The following is a 15139-nucleotide window of genomic DNA, read 5'->3' on the forward strand; positions in this document are numbered from 1 at the left end:
GTTATTTTTCCCAAGGCGCCTTCAACTCTTGATTCTTTTTTACTCTTGCTTGTAAAATTGCATCGGCTAACTTAGTCGACTCATCTAAAAAGCCATCAGGATATTCTGGGAACATTCCATTTTCGTCTATTTTAAATTGCATTATAGTAGCCCCAGACTTTTTACCATCTCCAGTATTCTCAACAAAGACGATATTAATATCATCTTTAATACTTGGTTCTTCAATAACTCGCAGCCTTAATCGGTTTATTAATTCAGCACTATGTGTTTCAACCATTATTCTGCGTCCGTCTTTAATGAATCGTAAAAAAAGATCAGCTAGATTTGCTGCACTTGATGGATGCAAGTGTATTTCTGGTTGTTCAAGCAATATTAAATCACCGGGAGAACTGAGCAAACACATTAGAATTATAGGAATTACTTGAGAATATCCGAAACCGACATCTGAAATAGTTACTTCAGATGAACAATCAGCATTACTTAAATTAATTTGATAAATTAACTCACCTACTCTTGCGGGGCTAATACGCTGACTTAATCCCATAACATGAATACATTCATTTAATGCATCTTTAAGTTTTAACTCTTTTCCATCAAACTTAACTGAATCATTCTGTCGAGCCCACAAGATATGAGCTGCATTTTCACCAGACGGTAACAACTCCTTTGCCACTTCACTAAAATGAACATATGCACGTTTCGGAATAGCACGCAATGGTCCTAAATATTTAATGTTAATGATATCAGCAATGAGTCTTGACATCATAAAACTTTCTTGAGGGTAAAAAGCAGATACTGGTAGCCCGAATTCTGTAAATCGTTCATTATTATATGTCAAATCCTGTCGTTTAATTTGAATGAAACTCGGATAAAAATATTCAAACTCAGAACTTGTTTTAAACTTAACATTATTATCAACGATAATATCTTTGAGAAAGGATGGCATATCACCTTTGTTAATCCTTAATTTTAAAAAATCAATTTTTCTATCTTCTCCTTGGGCAGCAATAGAAAATGAATTAACCATTGGAGAATAATGATTAAATCTTTTTTTATTTTTAAAGCTGAATTTGATATTGGCTTCATCGCCTTTATATGCTAGTTTAAACCCGTACTCTATACTGGCTCTGTCAATGCTTGGAATAGAAAAAGATAACTCTTTTAAGTTTGTAAAAGTAAGGTATTCCCCATCAAGTTCGAGCTGTTCCTTTGATTTACTTGATAGCGTCTGCTTGAGTAACAAAAGGCTTTGAAAAATAGAAGACTTCCCACAGCTATTTTTACCAGCAATAACCGTAAGATTATTTACAATTAAATCATCCAAATTCTTAAATGATTTAAAATTGCGCAAGGATATTGTTTTGATCATATAAACGCCTAGTGGATGTTATTTTAAATGTCAACTGAGCAATGTTACATTAGCATATACAAATTCTAATATAGATCAAGTACAAAATTACATTACACCAAGCAAAATAACCTTTTGTTTTTAAAGTGTTTTCATTAAATCGACCATCCATTCGCCCTTAAGCGAAATTTACATGATTATTAAACCTATGCGTTCCGCAGTAAGAATAGAGCAGAACTATCCCAACATGACAAAGCGTTACATAGTCATTCTTTTCGAAGAGACAACCAAACGACTTTCATAGTGCTACAGAAATTTTTTTTCCCGTGGAACATACCCAGCAATCAAGATAATATTGTCGATTTGATGGGCCTACCTGCTCTTTTGGTATACTTATACGAAGTAAACTTTCTAGCACTTCACATGCATCATATTTATAAGTTTCTTCCGTTTGGTTCCATAACGAATACATTATTAATTATTTCGGCCACCCAAATACTGTTAGTGCTCAATAAAGGGCCTGAATCACAGAAATGGATTTCATCATCTTTCTTAATAATCTGGAAATTAGTCCAGAGGTAGTTAATCGCATTATGCATACTCTCCCAACAACCTTGATGCGCACATATATTGCCATAATCAACTCCGCCGGTCTCGATCCATTTGATGCGACTTGCGCATCCAGCAGACTGAGCTAATTTCTAACGTTTAGCCACATCTCAAATATCACTGTTTTTGTATAAAAGCCATCATTACCCACCCAACATCGAAACATTCTTAACAAAAATTGCTTACACTTGAAACCCCTTCCCCCTCGCCTGGTTAATTCTGTCTACGCATTCCCTTAATGCTTTAAATTGCCAGGGGTGAGTTCAGATTCATCAATTGTGGCCAGAAGCGCGTTGAGGGAGCGCTCAATATCGTTTTTAGTCAACCGTAAACAGATTACCTTAATCCAATGTGGCGAGAACTTGCTGAGACCGATTGCTCTTGTGATGCGTAGTTGCATGAGATGCCTCTTAACCGCCAGTGGTGGCGATTTGTAACCACGCTTGTAACACAATGTTTAGGTTAATTATCTTCACGGTTTTTTTGATCACTTATTACTCGCTCCGCTTCCCGGTCGTAGCCATCTGCTAAAACTCTTAAGGTAACGGCGAATCGTTGATAACCTGCATCTTCTACTGCCTCTGCTTTTGTCCGGAACGTATCCGCCAGTTTTCTCTCAGCTTGCCCGGTTGGATCGACCCAGTGTGCACCGCGAGAATTGTAGGTCCCTCGTCTATAGCCTTCACGCATGCTTTCAGTATCTCGGTCATTTAATGCAGAAGCGATCGCTCGGTTTATCCATAAGCCATCAGGATCGGAGGGTGCATTAATTAGAACTTCGCCGATTTTGCTTAGTGCAATCTCTAAATGATCTGATTCTGTTGCATATTCCTTAACCTTCTCAAGCCATTTAGTAAAGTTATCTGCGCTAAATGAACCATTTTGTTGGCTGCCCGGTGGAGTCTCCCATTTATCCAAGAGCCGCCATGCATTTCTTGCAATGGCTTTCGATTGCTCAGTGGGTTCACTGGCTGAAGCATCCTCTTTTTCGGAACGGAAAATAAGTCGAATTATCTCGCAGAAAAACTCGGGATCAGTAGCCATCCTGTTTTCCAGTAACTGGGGCACAGTACCTCTATGACCATCCAGCAGAGGAATATATGCCCACTCAACGCTAAATAGATCATCCTGATTTACATCAGATTTAGTCTGAAGATATTTGATTAAAGTCGTTATGTGGTATGTGTCCATATTGGAGCTTGATTCATCAGTTGAAAGGGCCGCCAGCAACGCACGAACACACTGATTTGCATCGATGGGCTGCTTGTTCTGATGCATTCTGTACAGACAGTGGATTGCCGCATGGGGTCTGCCATGTTCAATCAGTTTATCAATGGCACCAGCCAGCTCCCCTTCAGACTGATAAGCATTGGCATCGGTACGGGTCCAGTATTCGCTTTCGAAAGCTTGAAGGTATTGAGAAGCTCGTCCCCATGTCTCTCCGGAAAAAGGTAAATAGGCAAGGAACTGGCCTAGCTGTTTAGGAGTCCAGTCAGATTTGCTTAGATTGTCGCACCACTCCCAGCCTTTGAGCCAAAAACGCTTCCAGATAAAGGCACTTACCAATGCCTTGTGCTTATTTTCTGTTGTGTCCAAGAAATGGGGTAACAGGATAGTTTCGAACACATCATTGCTGAACGTTCCAAGTACACTGCCGACCTGGTTGGGTGCAGAAACGTTGTCAGCAAATCGCATAACACCCTCAGCCCCATTAAGCCGAAAAATTTCCAAAATTGCGGTTTCGCGCCTCGCTTCGATTTTCTTTTGCTGTTCTTCCCAGTCACCATTTTCATCGTAGAGATAAAAATCCCGGTTTGAGAAAAGATGCTGGTATAAGTTAAATGGATTGGTAGGAGCCAATTGCTCGGCAACATTTTCGATGCGGTTGATCAGATTATCAGGCAACGCCCACTTGGCATCAGAGTATCGCCTGTGTTTATTTGATAACTGATTGAGATGCTCCCATATCAAAACACGTTTTTCTTCATGCAGCCCGATAATAGGTTTAGAGGAGAGAACCTCAAGAAGTTGCTCAGAAGCAGGGGCTGGCAGATGATCAAAATGGTCAATTAATACGATCAGGCGACCGATATCTTCTCCGGCGCTCGCTACGGCAAGCTCGGCATAAAACAATGTCTGCTGCCAGTACTCCTGATTCGTTACTTCGTTTTCCCAGTCATCGGGAATGGTTCGACGCCAAGAAGGTTTGTGTGTTCCAAAAGAGGTTTGTTGTTGGCCAGGTAAAAGCCGAACAAGCAAATTCCAGGCAATATCAGGCCATTCTTTAAAAATGACTTTTACAGCAACCTGTCGCTTTTCAATTGATGCGAGTGTTCGCGGCAACCACGGTAATAATATAGTGGAAAGCGAATTGGATGGTCGGTTAGACCACTTCCCCCCCGGGTCGTGGCTGGAGAGTTCAGCAAGCACAGCACAGACCCTGACCAAATGTTGTTCATCCCAGGCTAACCCTTCCAGGGCCCATAGCAGTCCAGTTAGATAATTCCCACCAGTAATGCCATTTCCCTCTTGGGAGAATAGCTCATCGAATGCACAGGGTGTCTGGTGCATTGCCTTCTCAACTGCATCAAGAAATTTTGCGGGAGCAGCTTCAGCGAGCGTGGGTAACAAGCCGTTCAGGCTCCCCCATAAAACCCAGTCCGCTTCATTTAAAATTTCACAAATTGCCACATTACTGCAAGCTTCAGCCTTTCCCTGAGAACAGTTAATGCAAGCCTCTGGTTGGCTCCCCAGGATAGCCATACCCTCGGCTATACCTTGTCGCAACATAGGTGAAAAATGGAGTACCTTTCCATAAATGTTCGCAGCGTAACGCTCTTCAGCGGGTAATTCAAAAACAGGGTCTGGCTCTTTAAGTACTGATATTGTGAGAGACTTGAACAAATCGAGATTCTGGTCAAGTATACGGGACCCCAGAATACTCCACAGTTCAATTCGATTAGCTACTTTCCAGACGCCATTTCTGACAGTCAAAGGGCTGTCTGGTGCATGTAATATTTCTCGCGCCTTCCTTAACCATTCGTCATAACTAATACCAAGTAATTGGGTCAGCACTTCCAGATCATATTCATTTTTTTCATTCCACCTCCCGACCAATACTGCGATGGCTAAACAGGAAGCATCAGGATGGTGGGCCCAGTCGGTTTTTACTGCCTGCGGTACCACCCTTAATTCTTCAGGAATCGTAGCAACAACTCTTTGTTTGAACACATCTAAAAGATCGTCTGGGATCTTGCTGGGTGTGATAGTTCCTGCATCCTGATTCCACGTTTGCACAATATCGACTATCCGCGACCAGACCCATTGAGGATATTGCTGATGAAATTGCGCGATGTGGGAATGCAGCAGAGACAGAACAACACCGAATTCATTACCGAGATCGTAGCCGAGCAAGTGGAAATGGTTCAAAAATTCATACAGTTCATCATCTGTTAGATCGGTACCGTCATTTGCTACCTTCAGGTGATACTGGAAGACCTCCAGTTTTTCATTGCTTCTGGATGGGCTAAACTTAGCTTGCCGCACATTCCTAAGAAATTCATCCACATTTTTGGTATGCCTAGCTTGACTAAGCAGCCATTTCACATTGTGGGTATCGGTCGAACTTAGAGGACCGGTGATCAGCGCAATGACATCATTCTTCCTGTTGAACACCTCAGGATTATTGAAATCATTCCAGGCGGCCTGTATCACCTCCCCAAATATCGCGCTACCTTGAGTAATTGAAATAGAATGCTTGATTTGCCCAAGAAGTTTCTGCTTTTCTTTACTGGTGGGATTCTCAACAACGACAATGAGATCGTCGGTATCAAAACCTTCAATTTTTCCCTGAAGTTTGATTTCTACAATAGGCCAGCAAGGAAGACATGGGGCATTGCCGCAAGTGAGCATCAGTGCAACAAACGACGCCTGAACATGTGCCTCAAAATGAACACCGCCACCGCCTGTAGAAAAAGGATTGCTCAGATTTTTTGTATTTGCCATAAACAACCACTTCCATATTTTTGATTCAGAATAAATCAGAAATTGGCTAACTCAAACTTTATTCCGCTCGCATCGTGAATTGCGATTGTTTATGTAGACATTCTTATGGGTTCAGTCCACAGTCCAATAAATGTCCGCTGATGGCTCATAGCAGACCTATTCATCACTCTGCCCTCCCACCAGCTTTCATCCTCTCATATTTCGCCTTAAGCAACTCCGCCGGTGTCGGCCCCTTCGGAGCAACTGGCGCTGCTAGCGACCGTCGAACGGGCGGAATCGGCTTCCCGGCCAGCACCCGCTTTTCCCACAAGTCCAGAATCTCGCCAGCTTCACGCTCAAGTTCTTTATGGCTCAACTGGCCATCAGTTCCGCGGCGACGCAGCTCGAGGCAGATGTGGTAATAAACCGGCTTCGGCCAGGGATACTGCTCACTGCTCGGGTACCGAAACACCAGCTTACGCCACTTCCAGTACTCAGCCATGACGTCAGCAGTAGTGATCCCCAGCATGCAGCGCCCTTCCCTGCACCACTTGATGAACTGGCCAGGCGAAGGCAGGAATGGGCGCTCCTGGCGACGCACCATGCGCATACCGGCTTCAACCTGCTCCAGAGTGGTAATCCCGTTTTCTTTGAAGGCCAGAACCCACTGACGGCGGATCTCGTTCACGTCTTCCTGGCTGCGATTAACCAGACTTGCCGGGAACGCGGCGGACAGTTGTACGAATAGCCCGTTGATAATCTGCGCCACCTGCTGCGTTTGTTCGCGCTCGGTGTACTGCTCAGGCAAGTTGTGCGCCACGCGGCGAGCCTGTTCCCGGTCAAAACTGCGAATGTTCTCTGCGAGGTTTTTCATTTCAGCACCCCGTCAATCCAGTCGGTGTTATGCAGGTCGATGCTTCCCCGGGAAGGTTTTGCCGTTCCGGTTGCACGCAACCGCTTAGTGGTGAGCTGATCCCACTGCTTTCGCAGACTCGAGGGGCTCAGGATGTTGTCTTTCCAGAACTCATCCCGGTTGGCCCACTGGAACACGTCACAGATTTCGTAGTGAGTACGCTTGTCCTGGACACGCATCAACCTGATGGTGTTTGTCCATTCAGCCCAGTTTGGCTCAGATAGCGATGCGTTGACGGTGAGAAGCCTGTCGTAAATCCAGCGGGCGGCCTTGAGGTCGTCAGCGGATCCCCATGATTTACCTGCCGGGGTGTATATCCCGTCGGCAGCTTCAGGATGGCGTGAGAGAAACTTTTGAGTTTTCTGGTTTCGGGATTCGTCAGAATTCCGAGACGAGGATATTTTATTATTGTTCTTGTTATAGTCTTGGGTGTCTACCGTTTCCGGGAAGGTTTTTCCCGTTTTCGGTAACACTTTTCCCGATTTCGGGAAGACTTTTCCCGTTTTCGGTTTGTCTAAAATCCAGGCAGAAAGGTCAGTATTTATACCGACCGTTTTCATTACGCCCTGCTTCTGACTGAAGATAATTTTGCGTTCTGCGAGCGATTTGAGCGCATCCGAAACGTGGGAATCACTCAGCCCTGTAAGCTCAGCGATCACTGTGTTCGTAACGCGGTCCTGTTTCTTGTTCCAGCCGTAGGTAAGCCAGATCACCGCTTCAAAACACTGCCACTCCCGGCCTGACATTCTCAGACGAGGCTTGAGCTGTTGGATCTCGTTAGCGACCTTGGTATACCCATTCGACAGGTCGGCCATACGACCTCCCGGTTGTTCGTTTCTGTGGGGGAAATTGATAATTTCAGCTGTGTTTGACATACTTAGCTCCGCAATTACACTCCGTTTTTGCACCTGAAAGCCGTTGGTGTTCGAGCACCGCGGCTTTCGCCTTTTCTGAAGTCTTCACATTGCCCCCAGCATGGTTGTGACCATCGCCAGTAAAGGCGCCGTTAGGTCAGGGTCGACTCTGAACATTTCGAAAATCCCCTCGCCTAACTCCTTCAGTTTTTCCTTCTTCGGTGCATCGAGCATCAAAGCTTGCTTCGCCTCACTAACCTCTTTTTCCAACCTGGCCATGCGAAATGCGAACGTGTCATTCTTTACGACGCGGTCGCGGTATCGAAGCGGTAATACAGACATGATCGCGGGCACCAACTGTTCGACGTTCTTCCGGTACGATGCGGAGTCTTCTTTGTTGTCGAGCCAGCGGAACAGCTTGGCGTTCCAGACATCGGCCTGGCCTGAGAAATCCACGCCATCAAGTTGGAGTTCTTCCGCCGCTTCCTGGATTTGAAGCGCAACAGCTACGCGCCCTTCTGCCGCAGCCCAAGCTCGGACCGCTGAGCAGATATTGCGATGATCAATATCCTGCACTGCCGATTCGCTTTGATGACACTGGAATATCAGTGGATTAGAGGAAGCTCTGCTACTCTGTTGAAATGAAAAAGTTTGCATGATTAGGGCTCCTTTTTAGGTAAACCATCGGTGGGATTCGGGTAAAGATCAGGGCGCAGCTCGTGCGGAGTTACGCCGGTAACCCCATAAATAGGCAACACTCGCTCAGCCGGAATCCCCTTGTGGCGCCAAAGCGAAACAGCCATTTTTGAAACACCGATCAAAGCACCAAGCGCGCTGGCCGAGCCAGATCGAAAAATTGCAAGTTCAATTCCAGTCATAGGACCTCCTTAAGTGCATGCGAGTAAAGCAACAATTTACCAATAAGTCAATATACGCCTGCCTATCAAGTGGTAAAGCTATTGTTTACAATCCATATATGAATAGAAAAGAACCTAACCAGAGCCTGATATCTAGGCTGACTGAATTGAATAACAAAGGCTTCTCAAAAACAGAGATGGCCAAAGTAGCTAATGTCAGCAAGCAAGCTGTAACCGGATGGTTTCGAACCGGCAAGATGAGCAAAGAATCGGCACTTGCCTTAGCTGATGCAGCTGGGGTGTCGGTCCCCTGGCTATTAGGTGAAGACGTTGATGAGAAAGACGGGCTCAAGCCAGACGAACAGCGCCTACTCGAGCTCTATCGCCAGTTGCCGGAAGAAGAACAGCAGAACATGCTCCGCATCTTCGCAATCCGTCTTAAGGAACTAGACGAGTTGTATGAAAGGTACATAAAGGGGCGTATTCGTTCGCAAGGGGATTGATGATGTCGAATGATGTTCAAGCAAAGATAGCCTTTGTCTATACTAGTGAACTTCAGCCTGGGATGACCATAGGTGATCCAACTCCAGGATTAACTATCGCCTGTAGCGAGTTCCCTGCTAATTCAATCATCGCTGTTAACTTCGGAGTGATTGGTTTTAACGGTGTGGATAATTATTCACTTGATGTAAAAATTTACTTTAATGACGAAGATATTACTTCGCCATCTCAAAGCAATAAGAACTTATTCAAATATAGGCCCCAATGGAGTGATGAAGGCGAATTTGTTGCAACTATGACTATAGTTGAATCCTTTACTCCTAAAGCCCCAGGAATCTATCGTTTAGAAGCTAGCCTTCTTTTTAAAGAAGCAAAAGAGGAAGCTGTGTGGGAGTTAATTGATGTTAAAAGCTCCTATTTTGCCGTCGCCAAAAACTGGAGTAGTAACAGTGCAACCCAAGGATAACGTCATTCGCTTGCCCAACGGGAACCTTGATGCTTCCAATGAAATCATCCATGATGCAACTTATGGTGGGGGTAATGGTGGAGGTAGCGATATGTTGCAGAGAGTTAAGGATCTAGAAAAAGACGTCCAGCAAATGAAAACTGACATTGCTGTTATGCGATCTAACTATGCTACAAAGACAGATGTAAGCGACGCAAAAAATTCTATTATTTTATGGGTTGTTGGCGCAGTAGTGTTCGCACAACTCATTCCGGCAATACCTAAGATATTAGAAATTTTCTTTCATAAATAACCCGACTGTCGAACCGTTTCCCCCCCCGCCAGCAATTGCGCAGCCAAACCGTCTCCCAGCCCTATCCCGACCTTTGCGTCGGTTTTTTTGCCCTCAATAGCTCATTTTCGTACTCCATACAACCCAAGTAAAGTATTGCTGTACTTTTTTGTACCTCTCATATTGACCAAAGGGTAAAGTAGTGATTTACTAGACTCACCAAGACGCACTACGAACCACCAAGGCATGGAGCCCACGAAGTAGCCGCCGACGGCATACGAACAGTCGGATGAGGTGGATAGATTAACGCGCATCAGGTGTAAACGTTCCGCTGGCCGGCGATAAGGCAAACGAGGGTGAGAATGATTGATTTCGCACGCAAACCAAGACGGCAGCAGGCCGTAAAGCTGAACTTCTTCGAGGTGATTCTTCGCCGCTTGTGCTACCTGCTGGCGCAAAAGGGGAATCCAGATGTGTAACTCAACAAAATGCGGGTACTGCGGCATGCCGGTTGAACCGGGGGAAGTCGTCAAAAGTACCCTTCTCTATCGCAACGGCGCACAGCTGGCGCGCAAAGAAAAAGAATACTGCTCTGAACGCTGTGCTTCGTACGACCAGATGGCCCACGAGGCATAACGTAAAAGCCGCGCAAGGCGGCCCGTACGTCCGGTGCTCCCGACCAAAGTTACACCGGAAAACTACTTAAAAAACCAAAGTTCACCCAATGGGCGCTTTCTCTGGCCCGGGGATCTTACATCCAAAAAAAGAGGATCTCACATGGAATTTTTCTATGTAGTGAAGGCTACGCAGAAATCTGGCAAAGAAGATGCAGTGATTTGGTTCACTGCGAAATCAGAAGCCCGTGCAAACCTGCAGCTCGATGTTGAGTTGGAAGATGCTGGTATTGAAACCGGACGCGGTAAGGATTACGCCAAACCGGTACGCACCGATTTCCCTGTTTACAACGATCTGCCTGAAGAAAGCACAGTGGATTACACCTGGTGCAAACGTTACGAACTGCAGGACGATGGACGCACTTGGTTGCCAAAGGCTGGTGCTGAGTCTACTGCAGCCATGGACAACACTGCCGCAGCTGAAACGTCCGTTAATGTCGAAACTACCGTCGAGAGTGTCCCGCTTGAAAACCGCACTCCAGCGGTCCGTTATGCCGTACACCTGATCAGCGACAAATACCAGACGCATATCAGTAAAGAGCAGCAGCTGGCTGCCAGCGAAATGTCACTGGATGAAGGCAACACCTATCTTCAGAACCTGCTACAGGCGAAGAACGATATCCCTGAAGTTGCCGAAATTAGCCTGAACGCTGAGTGGAAACTGGTCCAGGCGATTAAACAGGTATTCGCGCCAGATGAAACGCACGAAGCTGAAGTTATCGCTGCATTCATGGCTGACTGGACGAGAGCAGATGCTGGCGAACTCAATCAGTTAGTTGAAGAGTGGAGAAGCGGAAAGCTTACTCTTCTGAAATCAGAAAGCACCAGCGACGCCGACGTTACAACTGGTCAGGATCCAAAACCTGATAACGGTATCCAGATTGACGAGAATGATGACGAAACCACACGTTATCCAGTCGTTCGTATGCCCTTCCGCAAGCAGCTACTAGCCCAGTTCACCGGCGACGAACTGCGCCACCACTTAACCCGCGAAGAATACGAAGGTATCAGCGCGCTGGAGATGGACACTGACAACAGCTATGTTCAGAACCTGCTGCTGGCGGCAGAAAACTGCGAAGAGGTTAAGGGTTACGATACCAAAGACCTGTGGCGCTATACCGACGCCATTCGCAAGGTGTTCAGCCAGGAGAAGCGTCACGAACTCGCTTTGGTTCTCCGATTCACCAGAATCTGGGCGGCGACTGATTACATTGACCGCGGCACCCTGGTGCGCGAATGGGCGGATGGTAATCGCATTTCTGAAGTAGGCTCTCCTGCACCTTTAGAACCAGCAAAGCCAGAAACTACCAAATCCTATAAACGCGCGGTTGCCCAGAACATGGCGAATCTGAGCATTGAGATCGCGATAGCTCAGCTGTACACAGATGCAGTACCGGGACAAATCAACCGTACGCAACTCCTGGCCGCCAAAGAACTAGCTGACAAAAAAGATGAGTCGCACGCCAAGGCGCTCAAGGTTCTTGGTAAAACCACCGACATCCTCGACTACGACGCCAACAGTATTTTTGGCGTTACCCGCGCTATTTCATGGTCTGGGGAAGAAAGCACAACCGAACTGCGTAGCCAGGTGCGCGAGTGGTTTACGGCGAACGGCATCTATGAAAGCGGGGAGCGCTCTAAAGGCTATCCAGAATGGAGTGCAGACTCCCGCAAGGTTCGTCATTCCACAGTGGAAGAACAAATTACATCCCGCCAACCACAGGTTGCCAGCTTTGGTGGCGGCGCGTTCTCCATCGATGGCCTGATGGTTGGAAATACCGCCCCGGTCATTGATAACCCCTCAAATGAAGTCGAAAAAACGGAAAACACAGCGGAGACCACCAGCGATGTGCAGATGGAAAAGACTCAGCCAGAGAAAGTCGAAAGTACTGATCCGGTACAACCAGGCGAAGGCACTGATGCAACTGATACGCAAGCAGTTACCGTAGCGCCAAAAGAACAGCAGTCAGAGCCAGTATTCGAATACCCGGCCTACTTCGAGCCTGGCCGCTACGAAGGTCTGCCGAATGACGTTTATCACGCAGCAAACGGTATTAGCTCAACCCAGGTAAAGGATGCCCGCGTCAGCCTGATGTACTTCAATGCGCGCCATGTAGCTAAAACCATCCCGCGCACAGCATCCAAAGTGCTGGATATGGGAAACCTGGTGCACGCCCTTGCATTGCAGCCGGAAAACCTCGAAGCAGAGTTCAGCGTAGAACCAGAGATCCCTGAAGATGCGTTTACGACCACCGCTACTCTGCGTGAGTTCATCGACAGGTACAACGCCGGCCTGCCGGCACTGCTGAGCGCTGACGCGATTAAAGCGTTGCTTGAAGAACACAACGCAGCCCTTCCCGCTCCAGTACCGCTTGGCGCGAGCCTGGAAGAAACGGCTCAAAGCTATATGGCTCTTCCTGCTGAGTTCCAGCGTATTGAAGAAGGCCAGAAGCAGACAGCAACGGCAATGAAGGCATGCATTAAAGAGTACAACGCCACCCTGCCCGTGCCGGTTAAAACCAGCGGCAGCCGTGATGCGTTACTTGAGCAATTAGCAGTCATCAATCCAGACCTGGTGGCGCAAGAAGCGCAGAAACCGATGCCGCTGAAAGTGTCCGGTACCAAAGCAGACATGATCCAGGAAGTTAAATCAGTTAAGCCCGATGCCGTGTTCGCAGACGAGCTGCTGGATGCCTGGCGCGACAACCCTGGCGAGAAGATTCTGGTTACCCGCCAGCAGCTGGCCACAGCGCGGGCAATTCAATCTGCACTCCTGGCGCACCCGACCGCTGGCATGCTGCTGACACATCCAAGCCGCGCCGTAGAAGTGAGTTACTTCGGCTTTGACGACGAAACCGGATTAGAAGTGCGTGTACGCCCTGACCTCGAGATTGAACTGGACGGCGTGCGCATCGGTGCTGACCTGAAAACCATCAGTATGTGGAATGTGAAGCAGGAAAGCCTGCGCGCCAGGCTGCACCGGGAAATCATAGACCGTGACTACCACCTCAGCGCGGCTATGTATTGCGAGACCGCGGCGCTGGACCAGTTCTTCTGGATTTTCGTCAACAAAGACGAGAACTACCACTGGATCGCCATCATCGAGGCATCCCCAGACCTGCTGGAACTGGGCATGCTCGAGTACCGCAAAATGATGCGCGCCATCGCAACCGGCTTCGACACCGGGGAATGGCCAGCTCCGATCATCGATGATTACACCGACGAACTGAACGACTTTGACCTGCGCCGCCTCGAAGCGCTGCGCACTCAGGCTTAAGGGGGATTTATGAATAACACAAACGTTACCATTGCTGACCAGAACACCGTTATTAACTCCAACGTGGCTCTGTTCGATTCCCAGTATCTGAATGCCATCAGCACATTTGCGCAGATCATGGCGCAGGGCACTGCCACCGTTCCTAAACACCTTCAGGGCAACCAAGCTGACTGCATGGCAGTTGCGATGCAAGCGGCACAGTGGCAGATGAATCCCTTTGCCGTGGCGCAGAAAACGCACCTGATTAACGGTGTGCTCGGGTACGAAGCGCAACTGGTTAATGCCGTCATCTCGCGCAGCGGCGTGCTGGCCAGCCGTTTTGAATATGAGTGGTACGGGCCATGGGAAAAGGTCGTTGGAAAATTCCATATCCGTAAAGGAGACAAAGGCGAGTACCGCGTCCCGGGCTGGACCCTGGCTGACGAAGCCGGGATCGGCATCATCATCCGCGCAACGCTTAAAGGCGAAGATCAGCCGAGAGAACTCGATTTGCTGCTGGCTCAGGCCCGCACCCGAAACTCTACCCTTTGGGCTGACGACCCTCGCCAGCAGCTGGCGTACCTGGCCGTCAAGCGCTGGGCGAGACTGTTCTGCCCGGATGTGATTCTGGGCGTTTATACCCCGGATGAACTGGATGATCGCCGTGATGAACGAGAGGTAAATCCCGCACCGGCGCAGCACGTTAGCCTCGCTGATATTTCAGGTGACAACGTCACTACGACTCAAACGGCTCAGGAATCAGCTCAAAACATCGATGCTCTTGCTGATGATTTCCGTGACCGCATCGAGGCGGCTCAGGATGTGGATAGCGCTAAAGCTCTGCGCGCAGATATTGAAACTGTGAAAACAACGCTGGGTTCTGCCCTGTTCACTGAGCTGAAAAACAAGGCCGTGAAGCGTTATTACTTGGTGGACGCACGCAATAAGGTTGAGGCCGCTATTAACTCCCTGCCCCAGCCTGACGAGCCGAATGCTGCCGAACGGTTCGCGGAAGCCGAGCGCGTGCTGGCATCTTCAAAGCGTCATCTGGGCGACGAGCTGCACGCTCAGTTCAGCATCACCCTGGCGGATATGAAACCGGAATACTTGGACTAACGAGATCGGGAGGGGAAACCCTCCCTCAAGGAGAAGAAATGCGACTGATTAATCGAGGCAGTAAGCAATCCCCTTTGGCTCGCCAGGCATGTGAAATAGCACTCGCAGCCCACCAGCAAAGATATGGTGACTATGGACGTAGCAAGATGAAAGAGACCTATACGGTGAGAGTGGAAGGCGTGAAGGTCTGGGTTGAAGTGGTCAACTGCAAGGCAAGCTACGTGGCCACAGCAATGACCGGCATGCGCCGACTGCGTTCCCTGCCAGGCCAGGCAAACTGAAACTGAAAT

The 15139-nt window shown here is 47.9% G+C and carries 13 protein-coding genes and 1 pseudogene; 8 read left to right on the forward strand and 6 right to left on the reverse strand.

Annotated features, from left to right (window positions below):
- Nucleotide 1: 1 nt before the first annotated feature.
- From ACOTYH_RS00735 to ACOTYH_RS00760, 6 genes are all read right to left on the reverse strand, one after another.
- Entirely contained in the window at nt 2–1369 is a 1368-nt protein-coding gene (locus tag ACOTYH_RS00735) for an AAA family ATPase (RefSeq protein ID WP_108453080.1), read from the reverse strand.
- Between the two features lie 1050 nt (nt 1370–2419).
- Nucleotides 2420–5962: a hypothetical protein gene (locus tag ACOTYH_RS00740; protein ID WP_421637501.1), complete on the reverse strand. Its 3543-nt coding sequence runs from the start codon at nt 5960–5962 to the stop codon at nt 2420–2422.
- Between the two features lie 163 nt (nt 5963–6125).
- Nucleotides 6126–6815: a replication protein P gene (locus ACOTYH_RS00745; RefSeq protein ID WP_421637502.1), complete on the reverse strand. Its 690-nt coding sequence runs from the start codon at nt 6813–6815 to the stop codon at nt 6126–6128.
- Nucleotides 6812–7729, reverse strand: coding sequence for a replication protein (locus ACOTYH_RS00750; RefSeq protein ID WP_421637503.1), 918 nt, complete (start codon nt 7727–7729; stop codon nt 6812–6814). The genes ACOTYH_RS00745 and ACOTYH_RS00750 overlap by 4 nt, the downstream gene beginning before the upstream one ends.
- Nucleotides 7730–7813: 84 nt before the next feature.
- Nucleotides 7814–8365, reverse strand: a complete 552-nt coding sequence (locus ACOTYH_RS00755) for a toxin YdaT family protein (protein WP_421637504.1) — start codon at nt 8363–8365, stop codon at nt 7814–7816.
- Nucleotides 8366–8367: 2 nt separating this feature from the next.
- Nucleotides 8368–8586, reverse strand: a complete 219-nt coding sequence (locus tag ACOTYH_RS00760) for a transcriptional regulator (protein ID WP_248052788.1) — start codon at nt 8584–8586, stop codon at nt 8368–8370.
- A gap of 98 nt (nt 8587–8684) precedes the next feature.
- Between ACOTYH_RS00760 and ACOTYH_RS00765 the strand changes: the two genes are divergently transcribed.
- From ACOTYH_RS00765 to ACOTYH_RS00800, 8 genes and pseudogenes are all read left to right on the forward strand, one after another.
- Complete coding sequence (locus tag ACOTYH_RS00765) at nt 8685–9068, forward strand: helix-turn-helix domain-containing protein (protein WP_064910697.1); 384 nt, start codon at nt 8685–8687, stop codon at nt 9066–9068.
- On the forward strand, nt 9068–9532 hold the full coding sequence (locus ACOTYH_RS00770; RefSeq protein WP_368748488.1) for a hypothetical protein: 465 nt from the start codon (nt 9068–9070) through the stop codon (nt 9530–9532). Before ACOTYH_RS00765 ends, ACOTYH_RS00770 begins: the two co-directional genes overlap by 1 nt.
- Entirely contained in the window at nt 9516–9824 is a 309-nt protein-coding gene (locus ACOTYH_RS00775; protein ID WP_368748489.1) for a hypothetical protein, read from the forward strand. The genes ACOTYH_RS00770 and ACOTYH_RS00775 overlap by 17 nt, the downstream gene beginning before the upstream one ends.
- Before the next feature lie 302 nt (nt 9825–10126).
- A pseudogene (locus tag ACOTYH_RS00780) lies at nt 10127–10282 on the forward strand (hypothetical protein); the annotation flags it as partial.
- Entirely contained in the window at nt 10275–10439 is a 165-nt protein-coding gene (locus ACOTYH_RS00785; protein ID WP_421637505.1) for a YdaE family protein, read from the forward strand. The pseudogene ACOTYH_RS00780 and the gene ACOTYH_RS00785, both read left to right, overlap by 8 nt.
- 141 nt (nt 10440–10580) lie before the next feature.
- Entirely contained in the window at nt 10581–13754 is a 3174-nt protein-coding gene (locus tag ACOTYH_RS00790; RefSeq protein ID WP_421637506.1) for a RecE family exodeoxyribonuclease, read from the forward strand.
- A 9-nt stretch (nt 13755–13763) separates the two neighbouring features.
- The gene (locus tag ACOTYH_RS00795) at nt 13764–14849 is read left to right on the forward strand and encodes a RecT family recombinase (RefSeq protein ID WP_421637507.1); all 1086 of its coding nucleotides are present in this window, start codon (nt 13764–13766) and stop codon (nt 14847–14849) included.
- A gap of 38 nt (nt 14850–14887) precedes the next feature.
- Complete coding sequence (locus ACOTYH_RS00800; RefSeq protein WP_020882485.1) at nt 14888–15130, forward strand: DUF4060 family protein; 243 nt, start codon at nt 14888–14890, stop codon at nt 15128–15130.
- The last annotated feature ends 9 nt before the right edge of the window (nt 15131–15139 follow it).

This window comes from Enterobacter cloacae complex sp. SHL001, assembly GCF_049236825.1.
In the GTDB taxonomy this organism is placed as follows: domain Bacteria; phylum Pseudomonadota; class Gammaproteobacteria; order Enterobacterales; family Enterobacteriaceae; genus Enterobacter; species Enterobacter hormaechei_C.

What these genes read in the sequence shown, in the direction of transcription:
- ACOTYH_RS00735 (WP_108453080.1), bottom strand. Translation starts at nt 1,369, where the DNA reads ATGATCAAAACAATATCCTTGCGCAATTTTAAATCATTTAAGAATTTG.
- ACOTYH_RS00740 (WP_421637501.1), bottom strand. Translation starts at nt 5,962, where the DNA reads ATGGCAAATACAAAAAATCTGAGCAATCCTTTTTCTACAGGCGGTGGC.
- ACOTYH_RS00745 (WP_421637502.1), bottom strand. Translation starts at nt 6,815, where the DNA reads ATGAAAAACCTCGCAGAGAACATTCGCAGTTTTGACCGGGAACAGGCT.
- ACOTYH_RS00750 (WP_421637503.1), bottom strand. Translation starts at nt 7,729, where the DNA reads ATGTCAAACACAGCTGAAATTATCAATTTCCCCCACAGAAACGAACAA.
- ACOTYH_RS00755 (WP_421637504.1), bottom strand. Translation starts at nt 8,365, where the DNA reads ATGCAAACTTTTTCATTTCAACAGAGTAGCAGAGCTTCCTCTAATCCA.
- ACOTYH_RS00760 (WP_248052788.1), bottom strand. Translation starts at nt 8,586, where the DNA reads ATGACTGGAATTGAACTTGCAATTTTTCGATCTGGCTCGGCCAGCGCG.
- ACOTYH_RS00765 (WP_064910697.1), top strand. Translation starts at nt 8,685, where the DNA reads ATGAATAGAAAAGAACCTAACCAGAGCCTGATATCTAGGCTGACTGAA.
- ACOTYH_RS00770 (WP_368748488.1), top strand. Translation starts at nt 9,068, where the DNA reads ATGATGTCGAATGATGTTCAAGCAAAGATAGCCTTTGTCTATACTAGT.
- ACOTYH_RS00785 (WP_421637505.1), top strand. Translation starts at nt 10,275, where the DNA reads ATGTGTAACTCAACAAAATGCGGGTACTGCGGCATGCCGGTTGAACCG.
- ACOTYH_RS00790 (WP_421637506.1), top strand. Translation starts at nt 10,581, where the DNA reads ATGGAATTTTTCTATGTAGTGAAGGCTACGCAGAAATCTGGCAAAGAA.
- ACOTYH_RS00795 (WP_421637507.1), top strand. Translation starts at nt 13,764, where the DNA reads ATGAATAACACAAACGTTACCATTGCTGACCAGAACACCGTTATTAAC.
- ACOTYH_RS00800 (WP_020882485.1), top strand. Translation starts at nt 14,888, where the DNA reads ATGCGACTGATTAATCGAGGCAGTAAGCAATCCCCTTTGGCTCGCCAG.